Annotated in this window: 21 protein-coding genes; 20 read left to right on the forward strand and 1 reads right to left on the reverse strand. The window is 32.8% G+C overall.

All coding sequences use genetic code 11. The annotated features are described in order from the left end of the window. The first annotated feature begins 93 nt into the window (after window positions 1–93). The 4 genes from Q0J35_RS01620 (at window position 94) to Q0J35_RS01635 (ending at window position 11,205) form a co-directional block, all read left to right on the forward strand. A complete protein-coding gene (locus Q0J35_RS01620; RefSeq protein WP_297192377.1) occupies window positions 94–9,729 on the forward strand; it encodes a PBECR2 nuclease fold domain-containing protein in 9,636 nt (3,211 codons plus the stop codon). An 83-nt stretch (window positions 9,730–9,812) separates the two neighbouring features. Continuing rightward, a complete protein-coding gene (locus Q0J35_RS01625; RefSeq protein WP_297192385.1) occupies window positions 9,813–10,058 on the forward strand; it encodes a hypothetical protein in 246 nt (81 codons plus the stop codon). Window positions 10,059–10,322: 264 nt separating this feature from the next. Beyond that, window positions 10,323–10,664, forward strand: a complete 342-nt coding sequence (locus Q0J35_RS01630) for a hypothetical protein (RefSeq protein WP_297192387.1) — start codon at window positions 10,323–10,325, stop codon at window positions 10,662–10,664. Further along, window positions 10,657–11,205 (forward strand): ImmA/IrrE family metallo-endopeptidase, encoded by a 549-nt coding sequence (locus Q0J35_RS01635; RefSeq protein WP_297192390.1) that lies wholly within the window; start codon window positions 10,657–10,659, stop codon window positions 11,203–11,205. Before Q0J35_RS01630 ends, Q0J35_RS01635 begins: the two co-directional genes overlap by 8 nt. A 207-nt stretch (window positions 11,206–11,412) precedes the next feature. Here the strand turns inward: Q0J35_RS01635 and Q0J35_RS01640 are convergent, their stop codons facing one another. Continuing rightward, window positions 11,413–11,643 (reverse strand): hypothetical protein, encoded by a 231-nt coding sequence (locus Q0J35_RS01640; RefSeq protein WP_297192393.1) that lies wholly within the window; start codon window positions 11,641–11,643, stop codon window positions 11,413–11,415. A 341-nt stretch (window positions 11,644–11,984) separates the two neighbouring features. On the opposite strand from Q0J35_RS01640, the gene Q0J35_RS01645 reads away from it, so the two are divergent. From Q0J35_RS01645 to Q0J35_RS01720, 16 genes are all read left to right on the forward strand, one after another. Continuing rightward, on the forward strand, window positions 11,985–13,286 hold the full coding sequence (locus Q0J35_RS01645; RefSeq protein WP_297192395.1) for a hypothetical protein: 1,302 nt from the start codon (window positions 11,985–11,987) through the stop codon (window positions 13,284–13,286). Then, window positions 13,283–13,486, forward strand: coding sequence for a hypothetical protein (locus Q0J35_RS01650; protein ID WP_297192397.1), 204 nt, complete (start codon window positions 13,283–13,285; stop codon window positions 13,484–13,486). The genes Q0J35_RS01645 and Q0J35_RS01650 overlap by 4 nt, the downstream gene beginning before the upstream one ends. Then, window positions 13,479–14,099, forward strand: a complete 621-nt coding sequence (locus Q0J35_RS01655; RefSeq protein WP_297192399.1) for a hypothetical protein — start codon at window positions 13,479–13,481, stop codon at window positions 14,097–14,099. Before Q0J35_RS01650 ends, Q0J35_RS01655 begins: the two co-directional genes overlap by 8 nt. 10 nt (window positions 14,100–14,109) lie before the next feature. Beyond that, window positions 14,110–14,715, forward strand: coding sequence for a hypothetical protein (locus tag Q0J35_RS01660; RefSeq protein ID WP_297192401.1), 606 nt, complete (start codon window positions 14,110–14,112; stop codon window positions 14,713–14,715). Between the two features lie 9 nt (window positions 14,716–14,724). Next, window positions 14,725–16,410, forward strand: coding sequence for a portal protein (locus tag Q0J35_RS01665; protein WP_297192402.1), 1,686 nt, complete (start codon window positions 14,725–14,727; stop codon window positions 16,408–16,410). A 10-nt stretch (window positions 16,411–16,420) separates the two neighbouring features. After that, complete coding sequence (locus Q0J35_RS01670) at window positions 16,421–16,759, forward strand: DUF3087 family protein (RefSeq protein ID WP_297192404.1); 339 nt, start codon at window positions 16,421–16,423, stop codon at window positions 16,757–16,759. Window positions 16,760–16,766: 7 nt separating this feature from the next. Beyond that, window positions 16,767–16,931 carry a hypothetical protein gene (locus tag Q0J35_RS01675; protein WP_297192406.1) on the forward strand — a complete coding sequence of 55 codons (165 nt, stop codon included), beginning with the start codon at window positions 16,767–16,769 and terminating at the stop codon, window positions 16,929–16,931. A 74-nt stretch (window positions 16,932–17,005) separates the two neighbouring features. Continuing rightward, window positions 17,006–17,596: a hypothetical protein gene (locus Q0J35_RS01680; RefSeq protein WP_297192408.1), complete on the forward strand. Its 591-nt coding sequence runs from the start codon at window positions 17,006–17,008 to the stop codon at window positions 17,594–17,596. A 9-nt stretch (window positions 17,597–17,605) separates the two neighbouring features. Further along, window positions 17,606–17,974 (forward strand): hypothetical protein, encoded by a 369-nt coding sequence (locus tag Q0J35_RS01685; RefSeq protein ID WP_297192410.1) that lies wholly within the window; start codon window positions 17,606–17,608, stop codon window positions 17,972–17,974. 14 nt (window positions 17,975–17,988) lie between these two features. Continuing rightward, complete coding sequence (locus tag Q0J35_RS01690; protein ID WP_297192412.1) at window positions 17,989–19,167, forward strand: DUF4043 family protein; 1,179 nt, start codon at window positions 17,989–17,991, stop codon at window positions 19,165–19,167. Window positions 19,168–19,206: 39 nt separating this feature from the next. After that, on the forward strand, window positions 19,207–20,160 hold the full coding sequence (locus tag Q0J35_RS01695; RefSeq protein ID WP_297192414.1) for a hypothetical protein: 954 nt from the start codon (window positions 19,207–19,209) through the stop codon (window positions 20,158–20,160). Window positions 20,161–20,162: 2 nt separating this feature from the next. After that, window positions 20,163–21,110, forward strand: a complete 948-nt coding sequence (locus tag Q0J35_RS01700; protein ID WP_297192416.1) for a hypothetical protein — start codon at window positions 20,163–20,165, stop codon at window positions 21,108–21,110. A 17-nt stretch (window positions 21,111–21,127) separates the two neighbouring features. Then, window positions 21,128–23,629: a hypothetical protein gene (locus tag Q0J35_RS01705; protein ID WP_297192418.1), complete on the forward strand. Its 2,502-nt coding sequence runs from the start codon at window positions 21,128–21,130 to the stop codon at window positions 23,627–23,629. A gap of 10 nt (window positions 23,630–23,639) precedes the next feature. Continuing rightward, window positions 23,640–24,086 (forward strand): hypothetical protein, encoded by a 447-nt coding sequence (locus tag Q0J35_RS01710; RefSeq protein WP_297192420.1) that lies wholly within the window; start codon window positions 23,640–23,642, stop codon window positions 24,084–24,086. Between the two features lie 16 nt (window positions 24,087–24,102). Then, entirely contained in the window at window positions 24,103–24,387 is a 285-nt protein-coding gene (locus Q0J35_RS01715; protein ID WP_297192422.1) for a hypothetical protein, read from the forward strand. A gap of 9 nt (window positions 24,388–24,396) precedes the next feature. Next, window positions 24,397–26,244, forward strand: a complete 1,848-nt coding sequence (locus Q0J35_RS01720) for a hypothetical protein (protein WP_297192424.1) — start codon at window positions 24,397–24,399, stop codon at window positions 26,242–26,244. Window positions 26,245–26,652: the final 408 nt, after the last annotated feature.

The raw sequence follows: 26,652 nt of genomic DNA on the forward strand, positions 1-26,652 counted from the left end.
TCACTTTTTTTAAAAGGCTTAAAATTTTTAAGCCTTTTATTTTTTTTTCACTTTTGAAAAAATAAGGATAATTTTTAAATTCAAAGGGGTCTTATGTATTTTGATTTTAACGCTTACGAAGCAAAAGGCGGAAACAAAGAACATTTTTTACAGCATGTAAAAAATTCTTACGAACTTGAAAATGATGATTTTGAAAGGCTAGAAAATGGGATTAAGTCTTTTAATGAAAAAAATAAAACAAATTTTGATTTGTATGATTACCTAAAATACAATGCAAACAATATGAAATTTAAGAAAAAAGAAAATTTAGACATAAAAACAGAGCCTGAAAAAATAGAGCCTAAAGATGAAGACTTTGAAAAATATAAAAAAGACTATGCAAAACAAGGCTTTTGGGGTGATGTGATAGATGATGTAAAAGATGATATTTTTATGGTTGATTTATTCTCTGATGATAGAAAAAAAGAAAAGGATTATCAGCAAAGAATTTTAGGAGAGGTTAAAGAAAAGATAAGCCAAAATTTAGATGAAAATAGCTTAGATGAAGCACAAAAGAAAGTTTTAAAAGACAAAGGCTTAAGCTTTAAAGATTTAAAGAAAAGACACGAGATAGCAAACAAAGACTATAAAGACTTAAGCGATGATGAAAAAAAGATAATAGAAAGTGAAAACGGCTTTTTAAATAGCACTTGGAATAATTTTTTTAATGAAAAAGATGCAAATCATAAAGAATTTAAAGAAAAATACAATAGCGAGGGCGTTATCCTTAAGTCCTTGCAAGATAAATTAAACACCATTAATCACTTTCACAAGAAAAACCGTTTAGCAACTACCATCTTAAATCCTAGTGTAAGCGATGAAGATAACAAGGCTTTACAAAAGGATTATTTAAATTCAGTTTATGAAGTAGCTAAATTTGCTGGTTTTGATGATATAGCACAGGATAAAAATGGTGGGCTTTATTTGATAAAAGATGATAAGCAAAAAGGCGAATTAGCTTACAAAGTAAATGAGGGCTTTTTTGATAATTTCTTAGATAGTTTGCAAAATTCAAAGTTTGAGATAGCAAGTTCAGTAGCAGGAGGTATAAAAGGCTTTAATAGCGGAAAAAATCCTCGCTCTAAGGTAATAAGAGGTATCGCTGGTTCTGCTTTAGGTGCTACTGTAGGAGCTGGGGCTGATTATGCAGTATCATCTTATGACAAAGACAAAGATTTTAAGGATATGCTTGATTATAGTATAAATTCGGGCACACTTGATTTAGCTTTTGGCACAGCTTTAAGCACAGCAGGGCATTTTATAGAAAGATATGGAGTTAAAGAAGCACTTAAAAAGCCTTTTGCAATGGCAAATAAAGCTCTTGATTATACTCCTTTAGTTTCCACCACCAAAAACTTTCCTACGCAAAATATCAAAGCCGCACAGGATTTAGTAGAAAAAAGCGTGGATTTAAACACACAAAAAGAGCTAGACGAGTTTTACAAAGCTTACGGCGGAAGGAGTGATTTAGCCGATAGCAAGGCACTTGATGCTTTGGTTGATACCTTTAAAGTAAAATTTGGCGAGGATAGTTTTATAAGCAAAAATACACAAAAGCTAAACGACATCTTAAATCTAAATTCGCTTTCAGCTAAGCAAAACGCCCTTTTTGAAGCGATAAGAGCTGATGAAAGCGGCTTTTTGCTACCTTATGTAAAAGAAGTCGCCTCTTACGATGTAAGGGCTTTTAAAAATCTCAAAAATATCCTAAATCTAAGCACACAAAGGCTTGAAAGCTCTCTTAAAAATCTTAATCTAAACAAAGGCGATATTAAAGGCATACTTGATGACTTAGAAAAAGGCACGAAAGAAGACTATAATGAAGTGATGAATGAAATTTTAGCCAAAACTTACGATGATAGATTTAAGGTGGTTTTGTCCCGCAGCGTTACGCCCGAAGCGACATCAAGCCATAATCTTGATAGCGTTATGACAAAAACACAAGAGCCGAAGATACTAACTCCACAAGGTGAAGCGATCACACCTCTTAGCCAAAAGCCAAGCGTTTTCTTAGATAGCACTTCGGCTGAAAAATCGCTATCCAACGCAGACGTCCTAAATCCGTCCTTAGTCCGAAGCCAAGTGCCATTATATAGCGATAAAGAGGCTCAAACGCTACTTCGTGGTTATAAGCCAGACGCTAATTCTTTTGCCTCTTCTAAGCAAAATTATAACATTTTAAACTTAAAAACACAGGCTAAAGATGAGGATTTTTTTAATGAAAGACTTAAAATACAAGAGCTTTTAACAGAACAAAAAGGCGAAGTTGTAAATAAAAATACTAATGAAACCGCACAGCTTAGTAACAAGGGCATTAAAAAAATGCTAAGCGATAAAGCTATTTCTAAAAGCGTAGATAATGGCTTTTCTAAAATGGAGCATTTACAAGCAGTAGCAAATATAAAAACTCTTTTTGAAAATTCACAAAAAAGCTTAATAAAAAGCGATAAGGTAGATGATAAGCTTAAAATATACCGCTATAAAAGCGATTTTAATATAAACGATAAAGACGCACAGGCTTTAATAACTCTAAAAGAGTATGATGAAAACGGAAAAAAACTTTATAGCTTAGAATTAGATGAGCTAGTGCCAAATAAGCTAAAATCTAGGGGCGAGAGCTTAAGTGGTAATACTTCAAACCGTCCTCACGGCACCCCAAGCTCCGCAAGCGGTAGTGAAATACCTACTAGCCAAAACAATTATACCACCTTCCGTAAGAATTTACAAGAGCAAGGCTTAGACATAGATAGAGGAGAAAGAAATATTTTAAAACTAAAAACTGATTTAAAAGATGAAGATTTTTTTAAGCAAAGAGACAAAATAATAAAAGATTTAAAAGCAAATAAAGGCGAGGTAATCAACTCTTACACGAATGAAAGTGCTATTTTAAGTAATGCAGGTATAAAAAAGATGAGCAGTGATAAAGCCATAGCTAAAAGCGTAGATAATGGCTTTTCTAAAATGGAGCATTTAGAAGCGGTAGCAAATATAAAAGAGTTGTTTAGAAATTCTAAAAAACTTATAAGTAAAGGCGATGTTAAAAACAGCGATAATAACTTAATCATAAATAGATATGTAAGCGATTTAAATGTTAATGATAAAGAGGCAAAAGCCTTACTCACGCTTAAAGAATACAATGAAAACGGAAAAAGATTTTACAGCTTAGAATTAGAAAATTTAGAGCCCTTGTCATCGACCAAAAGGGGCGTAAATGGCGATAAAGGCTCTTTTTTTAATGGTGACCGAGACACCCCTAGCTTCTCGGCGCAAAACAATTATACCACCTTTAGAAAAAATTTACAAGAACAAGGCTTACTAGAAAATATGCCCTCTTTCACAGCTCCTAAGGATTTAAACACAAAAGAGATAGAAGAGCTAATAAAAAGATTTGATAATGTAGAAAATCTTAAAAAACACCTAAATTCAAGACCTGATGCAAAAGAAAGAATGACTTTGTTTTCTTTGCTAGATACCACGATGCAAGAGCCACAGCTTAAATGGCTAAAAGATGGCAAGGATAAAAGATTAAAAAAATTTAAAAATGAAAATGATAGCTTAGAGCCTTATTTTTATTTGCTTGTTACAAAAGATAAGGATAAAACCTTTATAACTCATTTAAAAACAAAGGATTTAAAATATCTAAATAAAGAACTTCAAAACGCAGATGAGATTTTAAAAGGTGCTGACATTATAGAGGGCTTTAGACAGCAGGCAGGTAGTGCCAATAATGGCATTTCACCCTCAACCTCCAAAAACAATTATACCACCTTCCGTAAGAATTTACAAGAGCAAGGGCTTTTAGATGAAGAGGCTATGAAGTTTTTAAACTATGTAGAAAATACTATTTATAATCCAAAGGGAGTTACTTTTACTCAGCTAAACAATGCCTTAAAAAACATCAACTCCTTTTACAAGCAAAGCACAAACCCGGGCTTTAAAGAACACATCAAAAACGCAGTTGAGAGCTTTTTAAGAGAGGATATAAAAAAGGGTATAAATGAAATCTTTAAGCAAGATAAAAATTTATACGCAAAGGCAAGTAAGCTTTATGAAACTTCCTTAGCTGAATACGCCCAGATGAAAGAATTACTAAAAGCAAGTGCTTACAAAAAGGCTAGAAATGAAAGCACAACACAAGTTAAAGCACTTGATGAGCTTATAAAATACTCCAAAGGACAAGGAAAAGATGGGCTAAACAATCTTGACTTTTTAAGGGCTAAGCTAGATGAAAAAGATATAGCCATTTTAGAGATGAATTTATTAAACCGACTTTATGAAAAAAGCCTTGCAAATACCGATGAGAGCTTAAGGGTTTTTGATAGCACTAGCTTTTTAAATGAGCTTAGCAGCTTACAAAATAATGCCTTTAAAAGCAAGGAAGCAAATGAGTTTATCGAGCTTGTAAAGGGCTTTGATAAGCTTTTTAAAAATGACGCAAAAATAGCTCTTGAACTAGCACCTGTTACAGCTAAAAAAGAAGGCTCTGCCCTTGCAACCTCCGCAAAGGGTGCGGTTTTGCAAAAGATTGTTAAAAGCGGCTTTGATCTGGTTTTTAGAAATTTAGGGCAAAATGTGCTTTTTGGTGCTTTTAAAGATAGCATACAAGGAGCGGCTTTAAGGTATCATCTTAAAAAAGCCCTGCAAAAAAGCGATACTATAAGCGAATTTAACAACACCCTAAGACAAAGCCTAAAAAAAGGCACTTTTAACTCCAAAACAAAGGAACTTTCAAAAGAATTTTTAAATGAAGTAGATAAATTTTCTAAGTCCTTAGATGATGAAATTAATTTTACTATGCAAGAAAGCAAAGAAATACCTACAAAAACAGAGTTTAAAATCGATGAGAATTTACAAGCAAAATTAAATTTAGATACCGATGTTTTAAAAGCTGATTTACAAAAATTAAAATCTACACACCCTGAACTTTTTGAAAATAAAGGAGCAGTTGCAAGGCTTATAAATAAAATAAAAGAAAATCCTACTTTTTTCTTTGATAATAATAGGCTTGATATGAAGTTAGTAGGAGCTTATATTAAAGATAATTTTGCAGAGTTAGGCATAGTAACACAAGGTAAAAACACGGGCGATATAGGACATATACTAGAAACTTCAAAAGCACAACAAAGAATAAAATCTTTGCAAAATAGAGAAACAAAAAGCCCTTTGGTCGAGACCGCCACCCTCGACACACTCCCTTACAATAAGGCAGATGGGCGGAATAGTGATATTTCACTTTCAAAGGACAAAGACAATTCTACCACAAATGTCGCCTCTTTGTCAAAAACAAGAGAACTTAGCAAGGATTTTTTAAACGATGTTGAAAATTTTTCTAAGAATTTAGATGATGAAGTTTTAAAGGATACAAAGCTAAGTGATGAAAGTTTAAAGGACTTACCCAAAGACTTACAAGAACAATGGATAAAAGAATTTAATCTTAAAAGCGTAGATGATGAGTTTGTTCCAAAGTTGCCAAAAGAGATAGAAAATATTTTTGAAGGTGGTATTCATTTAAAGCTAGGTAGCTTGATAAAATTACAAGAACGAGATAGATTAGAGTTTTTAAAGAAAATCAAACCGACATTACAAGAGCCTGACGCAGTTCTTAGGCAAAACGATGGAGCTTATATTTTTATAAAAGATTTTAAGCAAAAGAAGTATTTTAGCACTGTTACTAGAAACGAAAACGGCGAATGGGTGGTTACAAGCAATGCGCCAAAGACGCTAAACAACATCAAAAATAAAATTAGCGAGGGCGGAGAACTTGTTTATAACACTCTCCCCGAGCTTCCAATAATCGCTAAGCCCGAATTACCCGCTAAAGCGTTGAATAGCGAGGGAGATGTTAGGCCTAATTCTAGCACAAATTTATCAAAAGAGCAAATAGAGCAAGGTAAGCCAAACATTAAAATTCTTTCAAAAAGCTTTATTAAAGATGATTTATTAAATGTCGATGAAGATGTAAGTATAGCGGTTGTTAGCAAGGATTTTATCAAGCAAAATTTACAAAGAGGAAAAACACAATTTAGAAATAAAGAAAATTTAAACGTTATAAATGATATTAAAAATAATTTTAATCCAAGAGAGCATTTTAAACCAAGTTCAAACTTTGACGGCTTACCTTTGCTTACAAAAGATGGACTTGTAATAGCAGGAAATCACAGAAGCACCGCACTAAAAGAGCTTAATGAAAATGCTAAAAAAGAATATATAGCAAAGGCAAAAGAAATTTATGGAGATGATGTTTTTAAGGGTTTTAATGAAAATGAAGCCTTTATAGTTAGAATTTTAGAAAACAATACAGATGAAAATATAGAAAGATTGTCAAAGCTTTCAAATGACGGCAGACTTTTTGAAGAAGCTGAAAAATTTCATTCAGCAGGTGCAAAATATAAAGAAAAATTAGAAAATATCGTAGAAAATAAAAGTATTTATCAGATTAATAACGAAAAAGATTTAATGAGATATTTAGGCTCTAATGATATTTACGAAGCACAAAGAGCATTAATTGATTTTTTAATACCAGATGCAAATGAAGCTGTGAAAAAATGGGAAAAGAAAAATAGCGGTGATGTTTTCTTTTCAAAAATGCTAAATGATAATGCTATAAGGCTTTTAAAATTCAAACAAGCTTTAAGCAAAAACAAGGCTTTACACGATGAAACAAAGGATTTTATAAATCTTTTTGCAAGAGCTATAGAGGGTTTAGCACAAGAAGGCGAGTATAAAGGCAATAGTGATATTTACAAGATTTTAGAAAGGTATAGCTTACCTACTTTAGATTTTGGAACAGATGTAGGACAAAAACATAAGGACTTACAAGGCGATATTTTAGGATTTATTTTAAGATATGGAGATACGCTTACAAATCCTAGCGATTATCTAGCCAATCTTTTGCAAAATGCTACAAAATTTGTAAATGATAATGTTTCAGCTAATATCTTTGCACCTGATGTAAAGATAAATAATTACGATATTTTAGAAACTATGCTAAAAGAACAAATTACAAAAAGTGAAAAATATCAAAAGCTAAAAGCAGGGGCTATAAATATAAGAAATGCTGAAAACAATTCAAACCTAACAAACAATAATTTAGACGAATTAAGAGCAAAGCAAAGAGCGTATGAAAACGAAAAATTAGATGATGAAAAATTAAATTTTTCTTTTAATTCTGAAAACAAACACATAAGAAGCTTAAGAGATGATTTAAAAACAAGCCTTAAAGATAATTTAAATGTAGATTTTACAAATAAGCAAACGGGTATAAAAGCAAGAATTTCAAGCGATGAGTTAAGAACAATGTCATCATCAAAAGAGGTGTTTAAAAGCGTAGATAATGGCTTTAAAAGAGAAGAATACTTTGAAGTAGCTAAAAATATTACAAATATTTTTAAAAATGCCAAGCTCAAAGAAAAGCAAGAAAGTGAGCTTAAAGGAAACAATATAAAGTCTATTTATACTTTTGAAAAAGATATAAAAATAAATGGTAAAGAAGCAATAGCTACTATAAAGGTTTTTGAAAAAGAACACGCAAATAATAAAATGAATTTTTTAAGATTGCAAGAATTAAAACCCGCCTTTTTAAAGCCTAGTGCGAAATCAGCAAAGACGGCAGATAATACTCAATCGACGGCAACCACGCACCCTGAACCCGCTAATATTGTAAAATCTGATAAAGAGTATTCTACCACAAATGTCGCCTCTTTGTCAAAAACAAGAGAACTTAGCAAGGATTTTTTAAACGATGTTGAAAATTTTTCTAAGAATTTAGATGAGGAAGTTTTAAGGGATACAAAAGCAAGCGATGAAATCTTAAAGGACTTACCTAAAGAAAACATAAATAAAAAAGTGGCAGAGATAGCACCCTCCGATACCACTTCACAAAAGATTATTTCAAAGAAGCTAGAAAAAAAAGAAGAATTAGGCACTATAAAAGAAAGGAGCATTAAAGCCGTAGATAGATACGCACAAACACAAGCATTTAAGGCTTTAAGCAAGGATAAGCAAGAAGCTATTTTAAGCCTAAAAGATATAGTGCCAAGCCCTATGCCACAAGAAATAAAAGCTAATGATTTACAAAATTTAAAACTGCATTTTAAAGGTAAAAATGATGAAATTCAAAGAAAAGAGCTTTTAAAACTTTTTGATATAACAAAACAAAAGCCCGATATAGAACTAAATATTAAGGTTAATAACGAGGATAGAAAAGAATATATTAAGGCTTTTCAGCACAGAGAAAATAAGGACTTATACTATATAGCCATAACGCAAGATAAGGATAATATCTACATAACAGGTATTCCAACAACACAGATTAAAAAAGTTATTAATGATATAGCAAAGAGTGAAGAGGTTTTAAAGCGGGGATTTTTGGAAGGATCTATTAACCCCGCCACGCCTTTAAATGAAAATTTAAACAAAGCTTCCAACGTTCAAGAGTATTCTACCACAAATTCTATAAAATTACAAGCTAACCAACACTTAGGCACAGGTAATACTAAAAAAGTTTTTGATTTATCAAACAAAGATGATATGCAAGAGCTTAAAGCATTTTTTCATACACATAGCACAGATACACAAGAGGCAAAAGAATTATTTAATCGGGTTTTAGAACAGGCGCAACATTTCAAAATTAAAGTAAATTTTACTAATGATTTGCCAAGAGGGGCTTCAGGCGAATACGATAAATACTATTTAGTAAAGATTTTAGATGATTACCACCCAGAGTATAAGGCACAAACATTATTTCACGAGCTTATCCATAGCGTTACAACAAATGCCATAATGTTAGTTAATGTTAGGACACATTTAGACAAAACAACACTATTACACCCTAAACAAATAGAAGCGGTAAATACTATAACAACAATCTATAAAGACATCAAAACCAAATTTCCAAAATTCAGTGCGGTATCACGGAACTATGGTATGAAAAATGAATTTGAATTTATCGCAGAATTAGCTAATCCAGAGTTTAGAGATAAACTAAAAAAACTTAATGTGTTTGAAAAGATTGTAGATGCTATAACAAAGATTGTAGTATATCTTAAAGATAGCGTAAGAGGCTATGGAAAACCAACGGGCAATGTGTATGAAAAAACAAAAAAAGCTCTAATAGATATAATCGATAACTACGATAAAGACTTTTTAGAGAGGTATCATAATACCTACAAAAAAGAGGGAATGAGTAGCCAAGCACATTATAACTTAAAGCTAGAATTTAAGTTTTTGAATGAAAAAGGAGAGATTGATTTTAGGGCTTTGGAGAGCGAAGCTGTTACGTTACCTAAGGCTTTAAAATTTAGTGCGTTTAAAGAAAGCATTTTACAAAGTAGTAATGCAAAGCCACAAAGCAATAATAAAGTGAGTTATAAGACTATCATAGGCGATATTAATATAAATTTGGGTTATACCTACTCACATTTTTTTAAAAATGGCAATGGCAAAGAAAACCGATTTAACCTCACAGGAGCTTTAACGCATATTTTAGATAATCCACTTTTTGTAACAAAAGATAAAAAGGGGGCGTATTATTTTTATAAACCCTTTAAGGACGAAAAAGGCTTTAAGCATTTAGTAAGCATTTCAGTAGATAAAAATGGGAAAATAGAGTATAGAACAAGTTATGAAGCCTCTAATACTAGACTTAAACAAATGATTAAAATGCACGAATTGGCATATTTAAAGGAGTAGCCTTGCCTTGCGTATTACCTAACCATTACACAATAATACGGCTCCTGACCATAGCACCACAATGGAGGTTGGCTTTTACTACTATGGCGGAAAAGGCAAAGGCTGTCTTTTATTTTATCATAGTTTTTTACAAAATTCAATATAACCAACACATAGGCTTAGCAAGTGGAACAATAAGCGGAATTGAAACCGATGAAAATGGCAATATAACAGGCTTTGATCCGCAAAAGTTTGCTTTAGGCTTTTTAGTAACAGGCATTCCAACAAAGAAAAAGCTAAACACACTTAAAAAAGTTAAGCTTATTTTGATAGCTAGATATTTTATTTAAAGGAGATGATAAATGAACTATTTTAATTACTACAAATACATTGCTAAAAAAGCAAGGCTAAGATTTAGAATGATAGGTTATTGACACGGATACTTTTAATTGTTATAATGGGATTTTATTCTAGAAAGATTTAAATGAAAGCAAAAACAATAGAGATTAATAATAATCGTTTAAAAATATCTTTTATCCCTTTTTAGTATTAGCAAAGCAAGAATTGCTAAATTTAAAACAAAATTTAAAAAGCATTATAGAGGGATATAAAAAATGAGCAATGCAGATCTTATCTCTATGATGAGCACCTATTTAACCTATACTAGCATAATTATCGCTGCGATAACCCTTATTCTTGCTGCTATGACAATATGGATTACTATTCGTTTTAATAGAGACGGAAAAAAGCTTATCCAAGAAAGTGCAAATAACTTTTTAGATAAAATATCAAAAGATGAAAATTTACGCAATGATTTAATTAATAAAATATTAGCAAATAGGAATTTTATTCAAGAGTTTGAAAAGATGGTCGATATACATATAAGAAATAAAATAAATATGACCACAGAGGATAAGAAAGAAAAATCAAATATAGGAGGTTTAGACAATGTATAAGGAAATTAAGAACAAAACTCCCTATGAAATTTTGGATATGCTTGAAATGAAAGAGGCACCTTTTAATCCTTTTGAAGTGGCAAGAAAATTAAATATCCGAGTAGAAACTACATTAGATTATGATAAGCTAGATACAGAGGGACAAATAAGTGTTAATGAAAGTGGAGAACCTATTATTTGGATTAATCCGATAAAAAGCGAAGAGAGGCAAAGATTTACTTTAGCACACGAATTAGGACATTTGGCAAATGATATTTTACCGAGCTTAGATGACCCTATCATTGATAGGTATGAAACACTTTACAGAAGCAATGCTTATGGTGGCATCGAAACAAAAGCCAATCAATTTGCAGCAATGTTACTTATGCCACTAAAGCCATTAGAGGATTTTATCCAAGAATGCAGGAAAGACAATCCAAAATTAACAGCCAAAGAAGCTATCCTTTTAATTTCTTCAAAATTTGAGGTTTCCAAACAGGCGGTATTTCATAGACTTCAAAATTTAGATCTTATCAAAAAAGATTATTCCTATCCATTTTAATTGAAAAAGGCATAAACAAAATACAAGCCACTATTTAAACACTATGTATTTAAGCAATTTCAAAGTCTTAATCTGTGAATTTGTGTGATATTTGTCTTTGTGCTTGAAATTAAGATAGGCTTTTATCGTTGTTTTCAAGCATTTTAACAATCATAAAGCCCGCAGCACAAAAAGTGATTAAAGCAAAACTTGCACAAATCATTCCTATCATTGTAAATCCTCAAGTTTATTTAGATTTTTTATTATCCTCTTTGCAATAAGATATAAAACAGCTAAAAGAAAGAATAAGCCGATAATAATGCCTATACCTTGTAATAAATTGATTTTTTGATAATTTATAAGTGTGAAGCCAAAAATTCCAAAGATAGCAGTTAAAAAGGCTAATATTAACGCTTTTAACACATCTATTTCGGCTTTAATGCGTTCTTTTTGGCTCATTATTCCACCCTTGACACAAACTATCTTTTAATCATAGCAAATTTAAAAGAAATTTACAAGCTAACCAACACATAGGCTTAGCAAGTGGCACTCTTGCAGGGCTTGAAACAGATGAAGAGGGAAATGTAATAGGCTTTGATCCGCAAAAGTTTGCACTGGGCTTTTTGGGAGGCAGTGCGGGTAGTCTAGCAGTATCAAAGGGCTTTAAGCTTTTAAAAGAAAAGCCAGAATTAAAAGAAGCCTTAAAAAGAGAATAGATTTAGCTTGTAGCCTTTTAAAGAAAATTTAACCCTTTTTTAAAATGCTGTTTTGAAGTATTATGCAAATAAAAAAGGAAGAAAATGCAATATTATTACTTAGATACTGTAAATAACTTCACTTTTACGCAGGATTTGTATTTTGTCAATAATGAGGCGTTTTTTTTGAATGAATTAAACGATGAGCAGTTGCAAGAGCTAAATTTAAAAAGAGTGCAAATAGAGCAAAACCCCGTGGTTAGTGAAAATGTTACACAAAAATACACTCCCGCAAAAGAGGAGCTTTTACAAAACCTTGATTTTGATATTTTAAGCTTAAAAAGGATTAATGCCTTTGCACTTGAAAGCGAAGCTAAGCTTTATCTTTGTTTAAAAGATGAGAGTTTTAGTCCCACACTTAAAGGACTTGCTTTAATTTTGCAAAAAGAGGACTTGCAAAGCTTTGCAAATGAAATTTTAAGTCAAACACAAAAGCAAAGAGCTTTAAATTTGCTAAGTTTAAAAGAGTTAAACGACTTAAAAACAAAGGCACAAAGTGGCGAGGATTTGCAAGAAATTTACACAAAATGGCAAGACTTAAGCCTTTTGCACACGCAAAGTAAAGAAGTTACGGACTTTTTAAGCACTTTAAACGAAAAGCCTTTTAAAGCCCCTGATTTGTCTTTATTGTTAGAGAATTTCAAGCAAAATTTAAAGGCTGAAATTTTAGATGAGCTTAAAAAGCTTTTAGAAAAATACCAAAGCAACACAAAGCCTCCTGCTGATTTAACAAATGGCGAAAGCACAAGTGAAAACACAGCACAAGATAACGCACAAGATAACGCACAAGATAACGCACAAGAGGCAGCGGCGGCTTTGCCTGTGGATTTTGTGAAAAAGATAAGATTAAGTTTAGGTAGAAAAAACATCAAAACCTATATGAACCCGGTCGTTTTTCAAGGCTTAGGACTTGTTTTGCAAGATGGTAAAGAAATCTTTGTAAATGCACTTGATGATCTAAGATACAAAGATTTAAATAATGTAGCTATTAGCATTAAAGCACCTTTGAAAAACCACGCAAATGGTAAAAATTGGAATATCGAAAACGCTTTAACTGATCGCTTTAAAAACGATGCGACTAAAACAACTTCATCTTATTTTTCAACTGCTACGACTGCAAATGCGGTGTATGATTTTGATTTTACCTTTGAAAATGCGGTGCAAATCAGCGGAGTAAGAGTAAATCCGCACACTCATGTAAAAAATAGAGATTTTACGCCTTATTTTAAGATTTCTTTATTTAATGATAAAGATGAGCTTTTAGCATCAAGTGTGAATGAATTTAGCACCGTAACACAAGCATACGGAACAAGGCTTGGACTTGATGTAAAAGGTGGTGCGATATGAAAAGAATGATGAAGGTAATTTGCGTTTATTGGCTACTTTTTGCATCTGCACTTTTCGCAATCTTTTGTTATGGCCTTGTCTTTTTGCTTTATCCGCTTTTAGAGGAGGAGAATAAAGCCTTGTTTAAATATTCCTTGAAAAATGTTTTTGCAGATTTTAAGGAGCTTAAAATTTCGCTTGAGGCTTTTTTTAATGTTTGATAAAGATTTTAAAGCAAAGGTTAGGCTTTTTTATGAAACACACGATATTGGCATAAAAGAGCTTAGCAAAGAGTTTGATTTGCAATACCGCACGGTGCTTAATTGGGTCAAAAAAGAAAAATGGCAAAGAGCAAAGGGGCTTAAGGATATTTTGCAAAGCGATATTAAAAAAGAGCTTGTGAAAAAAGAATTTGGCACGGTTATCGATGCTACAAGTAATAAAATAAAAGAAAAAATCGCAAATAATCTAGGTGAAAGCTTATACGATGTGAGTGAGATTGTGAGAAAAAACACGCTTGATAGCGTTAGTGATGAGCTTTTGCTTAAGGCGATGGGAATTTCTTTTTTGCAAAAAAATATGGCTTTAGGTGCGTTGATAGCAAAAGACGAGCTTTTAAGAATGATAGAGCTTAGACAGGCAAACAGATCCGATCCTGTAATAATAGCTTGTGCTGAAAAATTTGTAAGCATTTTGCAAGACTTGCAAAAGAGTTTTTATAGTGAAAAGGAAAGTTATTTAAAACTAAATAGCTTAAATGATGAAAGTTTAGAGTTTGAAAAACTAAGCGAAAGCGAAATTTTAGAGCTTTTAGCAAAAGAAAAAGACAAATGAAGGAGATAAAATGCCTATTTTAGATATAAGAACAGGAAATTCAAACGGCGTAAATGCGGCGGCTACAACCTTAATAGAAAGCTATCACACAAGAAGCAAGGCAATAAGTGATAATTTAAAGTCTTTAGGTGAGGGGATTATAAATTACGCTTTGATTGATGATAAGTTTAAGACTAGTCAAAGTCAAAGGGATTTAATGGGTGCGCAAAAAGAGCTTACAAAAGAGAACGCAAGAGAGCAAAAATTGCAAAATTTCAGAATTCAAAAAGAAAATGAAATAAAATATGGCTTAGATGAGAATGCAAATCCTATAGATCCTAATAAGAAAACATTATATGAAGAAGAACTTGAAGCAAATATAAAAAACACAAAGTCAGGCACTAATTTAAATTATAATAGAGCTGAACTTATAAGAAAACAGAAACAAGGCCAACACATGCAAAATGCTATACAAAACGCAGAAAACGTATTCTTAGTAAAGAACAGCCCTGTTGAAACTATTTATAACGCAGGAATGGGTGGTTTGCCAGGATACGAACAATATTTTATGCAAACAGGGCTTATTACACAACGAGGCAAAAATGGCAAATTAATTTCTATAAATCCACTTAAATAAGAGCGTGAAATGAAAAGTTTAGCTTATTTGAAAGAAATTTATAAAAACGATTTGAATTTTAATGCAAGTGCTTTAAAAGAGTATAAAGAAGCAGTTAGTTACTATCACGCAAATCAGTTAGCATCAAATATCTTAAGCATTATTTTAGAAAGGGGACAAAGCCCCGTTATTGAAAATATTTATAAGATGATTATTAATAAAATTTTAGGATACAAGGCACAAAGCATAAGTGAAATACGAGTGAGCGGGAGACAAAAGCAAGATGAGCTTTTAGCACATCTTTTAAACGACTTGCTAAAGGTTTTTTCGCATAGTGATTTTTATAATAAAGAGATAATGAAAAGAGATAGGGATCTGATTTTTGGACTTAGTGTAGTTGAGCTTTGGGTCAAAGAGGACGAGGAACAAAACAGATACATTGACTTTAAAAGCCTAGATACAACAAGCTTTTTGATAGATAAATTTAGTAGAGATTTTAACGCATCTGATGCGAGACGTTTTCACAAAAAGCTTAATATGGATTATTTTCAAGCAAAAGAGATTTTCAAAGACAAGGAAATTCAAAGGCTTGAAAATAGCAGTGGCTTAAGCGATACAAGAGCGATAATTTATGAAACTTGGCTTTTAGAGGACGGCACTTGGAACCGCTACTTTTGGCAGGATAATAGCATTTTAGATTATGAAATTTCGCCACTAAAAACAAAAGAACACCCTTTTGTAATCGCAAAGTATCAAATCGACGATAATAATATTTGGTATGGGCTTTTTAGGGATATTAAGCCTATGCAAGATTATATAAACTATGCAGAAAACAAAATGGGAAATATGCTAGGATCATTTAAAGCCCTTTTTGAAAGCGATGCAGTGGATAATGCTGATGAATTCATTGAAAGTTTTGGACTTGATAACAGCATTACAAAGGTAAAGCCCGGAGCATTAAGGGACGGAAAGCTACAAGTTATACAACATCACGCTGATATTCAAGCCCTTTCACAAAAAGCAAACGAAAAAAGGCAATTAGCAAAGATTTTAGCCGGTTTAAATGATGAATTTTTAGGAGTTGGTAACTCAAGATTATCGGCTGAAGCCATAGCGCACCGTAGAGAAACGGGCTTAATGGGCTTGCAAGACTTTTTAAACAGAGCTGATGATATGGATAAGCTGATTTTTAAAAAAGTGCTTGATTTAATGCAACATTATTTTACAAAAGAGCAAGTGTTTAAGATAGTAGATGAGGATAGACATATAAGATATTTTGAGATAAACACAAAAGAGGATAATATCATAAAAATCGGGCGTTTTGACTTAGAATACAAAAGCCAACTAAAAATGCAAGGAAGCGAAGAGAGGTTTATGTATTGGTCTGAAATGATGAAGGTTATCGCAAATACGCAACCTGATTTAATAGCAGGGCTTTTACCTCTCATTTTAAAAGACAGTGATTCGCCCGTGGCTTTGGAAGTGCAAAAACTACTAGATGCAAAGGCAAAAGAAGCACAAGAATTAGCACAAAATAGCACTCAAGCAAAATTGCAAGAAATGCAAATTCAACTAGCCTTAGAAAAGGAAAAAGCACAAATCGATGAGACAAAGGCAAAGGCAGCTAAATACACAGCACAAGGGCTTTTAGCACACGATATTAGTCAAGAAAGCAAAAATCAATCAATGCAAAAAAAGGGCATTGATTTAAGATAAAAGGAGGTTTTTGAAAATGAAGCTAAAAGTTATTTTAGCCTTTGTGCTTTTTAGCCTCTTGCTTTCTTGCTTTTTTTATGTAAGATTTTTGCAAAGCGAAAATGAAAGATTGCAAAGCGAATTAATGCAAGTTATAAACGCAAACAAGAGCCTAAATTTAGCTTTAGAGGAGGAAAACAAGAGGCATAAAAAGGAATTACAGGTTTTAAGCGAGTTAAAGCAAGATGAAAACAAGATAAAAGAAAAAATCATAAAGGTAAAAGAATATGTTTATAAAAGCAATGAAAACAATCTCACTAAGCTTTTTAATGATGTGCTTTCTAGGCTGTGGCAAACACACGGTAACTGAAGCTAAAGTGATAAAACAAGAAATACCGCAAGACTTGCTAAGCCTTGAAAAGCTTGAAAAGCCAGAGGTTAAAAGCGATTTAGATATAATCAATGCTTATTCTATCCTCTTTTTGCATTATAAACAATGCCAAATGAAGCTTGAAAAAATTAAAGCCTTGCAAGAAAATTAAAAATATTTTAACCCTTTTTTTTAAATTTTAAAGTCTTTAAAATAAGCCTTAAACTTTTAAAAAAAGGAAAAATAATGCAAGACATTCAAAGCAACGAGGATTTAAGCGCAAATCCTTACGATACTTCGCAAGACAAGGTAAGGGCACAGGCTTTAAAAGATGAGTTAGCACAAGCAGAACAAAGCTTAGAAAACGACTTTGTAGAATACTTAGTGGCTAATTTAGATGAAAAAAGCGAGGATTTGTTTTTTGACGACAAAAAAGCCTTTTTCACTCAAATTTTGCAAATGCAAAATCAATACTACAAAGAAAAGGTAGGCAATAAGCAACAAGAACTTGTTAGCTTAGAGCAAAACATAAGAGACAAGGAAAGCTTACAAGGTATAGCAAAGGCACAAGAAGAGTTTTTGCAAAAACACCCTGAAGCAGATATGCAAGAACTCACAGAATTTTACAATGAGGATCTTGGCAACAAATACAAAAACGAGTTAAGTAAATTGCAGCCAAATGACTTTTTTGAATACTTATATCAGATTTTTCAAAGTGCAAGAGGCGGTGCAACAGAGCAAAAGCAAGGCTTACCAAAGCAATTACAAGCTAATGGGTCTGACGTAGAAAAAGGCGCATTTAATGCAAATGAAGACTTACCGATGACAAGAATTTAAGGAGCGAAAATGGCAACAGTTCAATATGTAAATAATGTTTCTTATTTGACAAGGGCGGAAATAAGATTAAACGAGATAGAAAAAGAGAATTTTAAGGCTATCGCCTTGCCAAAAGGTGCGGAGATACTGCATTTAAGTGTTGAAATAACACAAGCAGATACTCAAGGCAATACCTTAGATGTAGGTTTAAATGATGAAAAGAGCTTTTTTATCGCAAGTTTAGGACTTGATACGCAAAAAAGCGAATTAAGCGCGGTTGTTACAAGAGCAAAACAAAATAGCTTTGTTACCGTTAGCAGAAGTTTAGATAATGCCGATGGAATTGTAGTTTTAAGAGTGCATTATTTTCTTCCATCTTTAATAAAAACTGAATACTAAAACAAGGAGTAAGTATGTTAAACGAACTTAATTTAATCGATATGAACCAGTGGAAAAACGATCCTAATGTTGCTGTGAATATTGGCAAGGTAATAGAAAAAGCCTCTTGGAAAAAATCCGTTTTTGAACCTCTTGTCGGAAGCGGAAGCGATAGAGGGATTAGAACCTATAAGGTGGATACGGCACAACCTTACCGCCCGAGACTGAAAGCACAATTAACAGGCGATGGCGTAAAAGGAAATGCGGACTTTGATACAAATTTTGACAATATGGAAATTCTAAGTCAAACAGTTTATCCCGATGTTGTGGGCAACTCTTTAAAAAGCCCTATTAAACAATACTCTGCAATAGCACAGATTGATTTTATCAAGGAAGCAACGCCTATTTTAACAGATTGGATAGTAGATAGAAGGGATAGATATTTTATAACTGCTTTAAGCAACGATCTTACAAATTGTGTGGTTTGCGATGCTACAACGGGCTTTAAAGATACTTTAGCAGATAGAAGCGTGCAAAGTGCAAGTAGAAAAGTAGTTAAGGGTGATGTTTGTAATGTAAAGGCTTTAAGAAGAGCTATTTTTATGGCAAGAACGGGACTTAAATACAATGGCAAGGAAGCCTTTCCTTTAAAACCGATACGCGCTACAAGCCACACAGTTGGTGGAGTTACCTTGCAAAACTACTCTTATATAATCCTTCTTGATTCTTACCAAGCAAATCAACTCAAAAACGACCCTGAATGGGTAGCTATGCAAAAAGTAGGATTAAGAGGCGATAAAAATAACATTTTCACGGGTATAATCGGCTTAATAGATGAATGCCCTGTTTTGGATATGGGTGTTTGGACTAAGATGCAAAGTGGGCTTTTAAATAGCGAAGTAAGCGATGCAGACTACGAAAACAACATTTTGAAAGTAAATTTTGGTGGTAAGATAACGCCTCCTTCTTATTACACGGATACACAACCTTTAAGCATAGGTTTTTTGATCGGTGCGTCCTCTTTGCTAATGGTAGGTGCAGAAAGCACTAAATTTTACATAGATGATACGCAAGATGCAGGTAGAAAGATAGTGTGCGGTGTTGATAGATTAATGGCTATTTCTAAGGCTAGATTTCAAAGCCCACAAGGACAAAAGACACCTTATGATAACCAAGACTTTTCAGTAATAGGTATCTTTTCTTCAAAAGAATAAGGCTTTTTTAAGCCTTATTTACTAAAACAGGCGGCAAAGATGAATTACACGAACGAGGCTTTAAATGCGATAGAAGAGAAATTAAAGCAAAGCAAAGAGCTTTTAAGTGCTTTGCAAACAGATTTTTCACAAGAAAATTTAGAAAGCAAAATAAACGCAGAATTAAACGAAGCAAAAACACAGTTGCAAGAGTTTTTGCAAAGCAAAGAAGCACAGATAAAAGATGAGTTAAACAAAACTCTAAACGAAAGTATAAAAACAAATTTTTTAGAGCTTTTTGAAAGCAAAAAAGAAGCAATAAAAAGCTTTATTGCAAGTAGTATAAATTTAGATGATTTAAGCCAAAAAACCGCACAAAGCTTTTTAGATGAAAATTTAGAAAATTTAAAAGAGCTTTTAAATCAAGCCTTAAAAGGTGATGAATTTTTTGCGATTTTAAATGAAAAAAGACAAGCTTTAAGCCAAAAAACACAAGAAGGCATTTTAGAACTTGATAAAGAGATAAATAAAAATTTAAAAGAATTAGATAAAAAGATAGATGAGAGATTTTTACTTTATTTGCAAAGTCTAAAAGATCAAAGCAAAGAGATAGTAAAAGAGTATATAAACGAACATAAAGCAGAACTTTTCAAGCCTTTTAAGCTTGATTTTTTGAAAGAGGATATTTTAAAAGATGAGGATTTTAAAAAAACTTATAAAGAAATAGCCTTGCAAAGCATAGTTACTCTTGTTAATACAAGCACTTTTAAGGCTGATATTGAAGAGATACTTTTACAAATGAATGCAAAGATAAGCGATGCCTTTTTTTCATCTGTTTATTTGCAAAAGCATAAATTTATATCAAATGCAATCTTAATGAGCGTATCTTTATCAAACGCCTTAACTGAAGTTTCAAAGCAGCTAGACAAGCATTTTTCAAAAGATGAAAGCCTAACGCAAGAAAAGCCAAATTTCATAAACAAAAAGCGAAAAAAAGTATTTAAGGTAGTATAAAAATGCAAGATAATCAATTTTTAGACAATAACTTAAGCAAAACAGATAATCAAAACGAAATGCTGCAAGAATTAAGCAAAAGTTTGCTTTTGGAAAAAAACGCAAATTCTAAAGATCCTACGCAAGAAAACAAAGAGCTTGATTTAACCAGCTTTATGAAAGAAAATTATGCGGAGTTAGATGAAAAAAACCAAAACAAGCAAGAAAAAATACAAGAAAATATCTTGCAAGAAAATTCAAAAAAAGAGGCGAGTGCTTTTGAAATTTATCACGCTAAAAAATACGGGTATTTTAATGAAAAATACCCTGAACTTGCGTATTCTCAAGGACAAGAAGCAAGTTTGGGTTTAAATCTTAAAAAACTAAGTGGCGATAAAGAATTTCAAGAGCTAAAAGCTGTAAATAACGCACTTGGCAACCTAAACACGATAATAAGCTTAAGTGATGATACAAGCGGGACGATAAATGCAATCGATAGAGGGCTTGGCTATCTTACGGGAAATTTTTTAACACCGAGTGAGAAAAACATTTTAAGGACAAATGCGGAAAGTAGCTTGAAAGCAAACTACTTAAACGCTGTTTCTTTACGAAGCGGCGGCACAGTAAATGAAAGAAACCAAATATCACGTGCGATTGATTTTGGTGCGATGAATGCAGAGGATACAAGGCACAAGGCATCTGATTTAGGCAAAGAGATGATAAGAAGACAAAACATACTCTTAAACAATCTAGCTGCAAAGGGTTATGCCCCTGAAGCAATCTTTCAAGGAATGGGCACAAGTGTGAATGAATACCAAAGAAACTACGATGCACACATGTATTTGCAAAGCAAAAAATCAGACTTCAAACAAAGCGAGTTTGATGCCATTTTGCAAGGTGCTAAGTCAAATTCAATGCAAGGGCAAGGCCTCCGTAGAATTGGTGAGCTTTTGCAAAAAGATAAAAAATAGTAAAGAAAGGTTTTGAGATGAAAAAGAGCAAAGATACAATCCATTTGATAGAAAACACAAGCCTAGCGGATACTGTAAATGATACAGCACAAGATAACGCACAAGATGAAGTAACAAATGAAAGTCTTTTGCAAAAGATAGAAGTAGCCTTAAATACAAATGCGAATTTTACCGAGCAAATAAGGCTTAGCCTCTTGGCTTTAAATGAAATTTTGCACTCCCACAAGCTTTTAGAGGAGAATTACGCCTTTTTGATTGAGGAGTGTGGCGCGCTTTTAAATGAGCTTGAAAGTAAAAAGGGCTCTTTAGATGCAAAAGCAAATGAGTATTTAAACGAGTTTAAAACGCTTTTAGAAAATGCAAGGCTTTTAAACGAGCAAAATACACAAAATACCGAGTTAAGCACACAAAATTTAGAACAAAGTAAAACTTTACGCACAGAGTGTGAAGAGATTTTGCGTGAAATAACAAAAAAAGCCTTAGAGTTTGAAACTCAACTAGAGTTTTTAAAACAAGTTTCAGAAGTGGAGTTGCCAAAGATTGAGGGGCTTTTAGATGATATAAATTCTAAAACAGATGAGATAAATGCACTTTTTGAAAGCAAAAAAGAAGAAACGATAAATAGCTTTAAAACACTAGCAAGTGAGGCTTTGCAAAAGGCAACCGAGCTAAAAGAAAGCTTTTTTAATGAAATAAACACGGCAAGAGATGAGTTTTTGCAAAAGCAAAGCGAGATTAATGAGGATTTAAACCTTTTAAAAAGCGATATTGAAAACAAGCAAAACGAGGCTTTAAGCTTGATAGATGAAAAGATAAATTCTTTTGATAAAAAATACACAAGCATAAAGTATTTAAGCCCTGATGAGCCGCAAGATAACGCAACGAGGCTAAATGATATTTGGCTTGATACCAAAAATGGCATACTTAGAACCTTTGTGAAAAATCCTTTATTCTCACATTTTGGCACAACTTATCCTGACTTTTTGGCTAAAAGAAGCGATTTGTGGGTAAATGACTTAAATGAGCTTTTTTGTTTGCGAGAGGATTTGGATTTAAACCTAGACTTTTTAAAGGTAAATGAGGTGGCTTTGGAAGCTAAATTTAAGCAAAATGCCGAGCCTGATTTAAGTGAAGCGAGTTTAGGAGATATTTGGTTTAAATGCCAACCTTTTGAGGTGTATTACCTTGAAAATAAATCTTGGGTGCAAATTCACCAAAAATTAGTAAGATTTAAGCAAGAAAGCGAACCTATTGCAAGTGAAAGCAATGTGATAGAGATAAATGATATTTGGCAAAATACAACAAATAATCTATTTTATATCTACGCAAACATTAGCAAAGAAGAAGGCGATACAAAAGAATGGATACAATTAGGACAAGTTTTTAACTACACTAAGTTTAAAGGACCTGATTTTCCAGAAATAGCAAATGATGAAAGTGAGGACGTGGCAAACAAGGCTTTAATGCGGGATTTGTATTTTAAATGTGATGAAAGTGAAATTTACATTTGTTTAGACGAAAACGGGACCAAGTTTTTCAAAAAAGTAAGCCTTGCAAAAGAGGAGGCTAAATACAAACAAAGCACGGAACCTAAGCCTTTAAAAGAAAATGTTTTAGTCTTTAAAAATGAAAGCGATGATGAAAACGAGGACGGCTTTTATAAAGGCGTGGTTTATGCTTATAAGCCACAAAACTACGAGGATAAGTGGTTAAGGCTTTCATATCTTAAGAAAAACGCACATTTTAACGATAATGATACCTTTGAAATAAGCACAAAATACGCTAGAGCTTACGATATTTGGTATAAAGAAAAAGAGGATAAGGTATTTATATTTTTGCCAAAAAGCACAGAAGCAAATTCTATCTTTGAATGGAAAGAAATAGATGTTAAAACGCCAAGCTTTTTACACACAAGCACAGAAGAAGACAGGCAAGATGCAAATTTAGGAAGTGTTTATTTTACGAGCGAAAATGATGAAAATCCTTTAATTTTCACAAAAAAAGGTATAAATTTAGAATATAAAGAAATGATAAATGAAGAGCTTTTAGAAAGAGAGATAAAGCCTTTTTGGTGGTATAACTCTTTACTTAAAGATCTTTTTGTAAGAGTTAAAAAGGTGGATTACCGTATTTTGAAGCTTGAAAAGGATTTAAATGCGAATTTACAAGCCCTTGATTTAAAGCATACAAACGAAAACACTACCTTGCAAACAAATATCAACGCACTTGCAACTAAGCACGATTATGCTTATAAAAGTCTTGCTACAAATGCGGTGGCGATTGATTTTAGAACAGCAAATAATTTTAAGCTTACCTTAACTACTGCAAATAAAGTGATAAGTTCTGTTTCTGTTGAAGGGTGCGAGGGCAAAACGGGGCTTATTTATATACAAGGTGCGAATTTTATCACTTCTTTTGGGGCCCCTTTTAACTTTAGGATAGCACAAAGTGGCTTTGGAAGCTGGGAGCTTTTTTCATATGCCATTATAAATGGAGCTATAAGGCTTGTCAGATCTTAAGGAGGTAAAAATGTCTTATCTAGCAGGAAATTTTAGCATAAACACGCAAAGTAAGCAAACTTCACAAGCTATGAAATTTCCAACGGCGGTGCGTATTTACTACGAATACCGCCCCACAAGTGCGTATTACAATAGCACTTATTTTACAAGCGTAAATGAAAGGACTTATCCTGCACTTTTTTTAAGCTTAAGCAAAAATGCAAATTTTATCCCTTTAACAAGTAGTAAAGAGGTGGATAACTTGCAAAAAAACACGACTTTAAGAACACTTAGTGCTTATATTGATATACCAGCAAATACTTATTTTAAGATAGAGATTAAACACGCTTATCACTACCGAGAAAAAGAAAGGTATATAGCAGGTTTGAGAGGGTGGAGAACGGTTTGGCATAACAGATACACAGCAAGCTTAAATCAAGCACAAAATACAGAGCTTTTTAATGTGGTAGTGTGCTAAAAAGAAAGGTGATGGTATGGATTTAACAGGAATTGGAACCTTAAAGAAAGGTGATGGTATGGATTTAACAGGAATTGGAACCTTAATCGGTGGAGCGGGAAGTTTATTTGGTGCTTTAGATCAAGCTTTTGGATCAGGCAAAAAGGCTTTAGATATAGCAAAGGATAATCTAAACTTTCAAAAGGATCAAGCAAGACTTGAAAATCAAAGATACAACGAAAACAAGAAAAATTTACAAGCAAATGTTGATATGGTAGGATCTATCTTTGATGATAAAGACGATACTTTTACAAGAATTTAAGAATTTTAAATGGGTTTAAAAAAGAGCCTTTTAAAAAAGAGGATTAAGAAATTCAAAAAACAAGCCTTAGAAAAATGGGCACAAACCATAAAAGAATACGATTTAAGAATAAATGTTAATGTATTTGATAGCGAAGCGGAGGATTACGGGTATGCAATGGCACAAAGAGGGCTTTGGGGTGCTATTGTAAATATCATTACAAATCCCGTAAATGTAATAATCGCAGCGGTTTATATAGTAGCAAGTTCTATCCCCGGTTTAAATGTAGTTAGCACTGCATCTTTTGCAAATTGGCTTTCAAGCATGATAGGCACATCTTTAGCTGTTACGCAAACTGCTTTAACGGCTACAAATATAGCTTTAAATGCGGCGACTTTAATCACTTCAGCACACAGACAAAACAAGCTTTTAATCGAAAACATTTCAGCTTACGGCGAGATAGCAGGTGGCTCATTAGTGCAATCAATAGAAAGTGCAGAAGTTGCAAAGGCAAAATCAGATACTCTAACAAATACAATGATTTACGCACCGTATGAAATTTATCCAAAGGGTGCTATTTATGAAGACAATCAACTAGGCGGACAAAACACAAATTTTAGATACACAGAGCCTTACGATGCGATGAAAGGCATTAATAGTGAGTATAAAGCACAAAATGAAGCAGAAGAGATGAGCTACAATAGGTATCAAAAAAAAGATGCTGGAAACATACAATATATGAGCACAACCTTAAATAGCGATTTGCCTTTAGCAAGTGGAATGGATACGCAAAGGCAAGGCTTGATAATAGATGAGTGCTACAAATCAAGAGTTATAAAGACTTCAAAAGGCTACCAAAAACTACTAGAACAAGGATATGGCTTAGGTGTTGGCGATCCTAATACCTTTGATAATACTTGGAAGCTTTTAGATAAAGCGACAATAAAGCCCTTTCAGTCTAATAAATGCGATATTGACTTTTTAGACAAGAATAAGGCTTATCAAAAAGGGTTAATGAGAGACTTTTTTACGCAAGAAATGCATCATTTTAAAACGCCTGATGTGGATATAAAGCACGATGATAATCCTTATCTAACGATGCATAAGGACTTAAAAGATCTTTTGAATACGAAAATTAGCGATGATGAAAAGGCTATGTTTTATATGGATACGATGACTAGAGTATTTGAGGGTGTGTTTTTTTCTGATAAGTGCTTTGTGGCGGATAGAAGTGCGATGTATGATAAACCTTGGAATATTAGTAAGGCTTATCATTTTTTTTATAGTGATGATATAAAAGCAAATCACAGTTATGCCTACTACATTGATCAAGCATATCAAGTAAATCCAAATTTAAAATACTATCATAACTTTTTTACCTTAAATAAGTGTGATTACGATGAGATAAGCAAGGAAAGGCTTTTAACTCTCATACCAAATGCAAAAAGCCTGATAGACTTGGTAAAAACTTTTAGTGGTGGGCTTAGGATAAAAAAATATTATAAGCATATTTATAAGGATATGGGGCTTGTTCTTATATATGAAAAAACCGAAATCTTAAACGATGTAGAAGTGCAAATATACGATACAACAAAGAGTGAGCACTTTATCGAGAGTTCATCAGTGGGTGCAACTTTTAGAGCGAGTGAAAAAAACAAGGACCTTAAAAATCCTAAGTATTTTATCCTTGAAAACAAGGAACACATTAGCGACTTAGAAGATAAGAGCCTTGAGAAATTTTTGCAAGATAGTCAAAATGAGGGCTTTTTGGAAATACCCTTTGAGAATGAAACCCAAAAAAACGAGATAGACAAGCATTTGCAAAAGCATTTTCAAGACTATATCACAGATCTTTTTACGCCTGAAAACGATAGCTAAATAGTTTTTTTTAGAAATAAGCTTTTGAAAACAGCTTTTTAGAATGAAACCCAAAAAAACGAGATAGACAAGCATTTGCAAAAGCATTTTCAAGACTATATCACAGATCTTTTTCCACACTTTCACACTGCTTTCAAAAGGTTTTTTCAAAACAAGTTTAAAACACTACCGCATTTAAAAGAGATTTAAGCCTTACTTTCACTGCTTTCACACTGCTTTCAAAAGGTTTTTTCAAAACAAGTTTAAAAACACCACCGCATTTAAAAGAGATTTAAGCCTTTCACTCCCGCAAAAGCTTAGGACACTCAAAGCAAATACAGCCTTTCGCTCTCAAACACTCTCAAACACTCTCAAACACTCTCAAACACTCTCAAACACTCTCAAACACTCTCAAACACTCTCAAACAC

Source organism: uncultured Campylobacter sp., from assembly GCF_944323605.1.
Classification (GTDB): Bacteria; Campylobacterota; Campylobacteria; order Campylobacterales; family Campylobacteraceae; genus Campylobacter_D.

What these genes read in the sequence shown, in the direction of transcription:
- Q0J35_RS01620 (WP_297192377.1), top strand. Translation starts at nt 94, where the DNA reads ATGTATTTTGATTTTAACGCTTACGAAGCAAAAGGCGGAAACAAAGAA.
- Q0J35_RS01625 (WP_297192385.1), top strand. Translation starts at nt 9,813, where the DNA reads ATGGCGGAAAAGGCAAAGGCTGTCTTTTATTTTATCATAGTTTTTTAC.
- Q0J35_RS01630 (WP_297192387.1), top strand. Translation starts at nt 10,323, where the DNA reads ATGAGCAATGCAGATCTTATCTCTATGATGAGCACCTATTTAACCTAT.
- Q0J35_RS01635 (WP_297192390.1), top strand. Translation starts at nt 10,657, where the DNA reads ATGTATAAGGAAATTAAGAACAAAACTCCCTATGAAATTTTGGATATG.
- Q0J35_RS01640 (WP_297192393.1), bottom strand. Translation starts at nt 11,643, where the DNA reads ATGAGCCAAAAAGAACGCATTAAAGCCGAAATAGATGTGTTAAAAGCG.
- Q0J35_RS01645 (WP_297192395.1), top strand. Translation starts at nt 11,985, where the DNA reads ATGCAATATTATTACTTAGATACTGTAAATAACTTCACTTTTACGCAG.
- Q0J35_RS01650 (WP_297192397.1), top strand. Translation starts at nt 13,283, where the DNA reads ATGAAAAGAATGATGAAGGTAATTTGCGTTTATTGGCTACTTTTTGCA.
- Q0J35_RS01655 (WP_297192399.1), top strand. Translation starts at nt 13,479, where the DNA reads ATGTTTGATAAAGATTTTAAAGCAAAGGTTAGGCTTTTTTATGAAACA.
- Q0J35_RS01660 (WP_297192401.1), top strand. Translation starts at nt 14,110, where the DNA reads ATGCCTATTTTAGATATAAGAACAGGAAATTCAAACGGCGTAAATGCG.
- Q0J35_RS01665 (WP_297192402.1), top strand. Translation starts at nt 14,725, where the DNA reads ATGAAAAGTTTAGCTTATTTGAAAGAAATTTATAAAAACGATTTGAAT.
- Q0J35_RS01680 (WP_297192408.1), top strand. Translation starts at nt 17,006, where the DNA reads ATGCAAGACATTCAAAGCAACGAGGATTTAAGCGCAAATCCTTACGAT.
- Q0J35_RS01685 (WP_297192410.1), top strand. Translation starts at nt 17,606, where the DNA reads ATGGCAACAGTTCAATATGTAAATAATGTTTCTTATTTGACAAGGGCG.
- Q0J35_RS01690 (WP_297192412.1), top strand. Translation starts at nt 17,989, where the DNA reads ATGTTAAACGAACTTAATTTAATCGATATGAACCAGTGGAAAAACGAT.
- Q0J35_RS01695 (WP_297192414.1), top strand. Translation starts at nt 19,207, where the DNA reads ATGAATTACACGAACGAGGCTTTAAATGCGATAGAAGAGAAATTAAAG.
- Q0J35_RS01700 (WP_297192416.1), top strand. Translation starts at nt 20,163, where the DNA reads ATGCAAGATAATCAATTTTTAGACAATAACTTAAGCAAAACAGATAAT.
- Q0J35_RS01705 (WP_297192418.1), top strand. Translation starts at nt 21,128, where the DNA reads ATGAAAAAGAGCAAAGATACAATCCATTTGATAGAAAACACAAGCCTA.
- Q0J35_RS01710 (WP_297192420.1), top strand. Translation starts at nt 23,640, where the DNA reads ATGTCTTATCTAGCAGGAAATTTTAGCATAAACACGCAAAGTAAGCAA.
- Q0J35_RS01715 (WP_297192422.1), top strand. Translation starts at nt 24,103, where the DNA reads ATGGATTTAACAGGAATTGGAACCTTAAAGAAAGGTGATGGTATGGAT.
- Q0J35_RS01720 (WP_297192424.1), top strand. Translation starts at nt 24,397, where the DNA reads ATGGGTTTAAAAAAGAGCCTTTTAAAAAAGAGGATTAAGAAATTCAAA.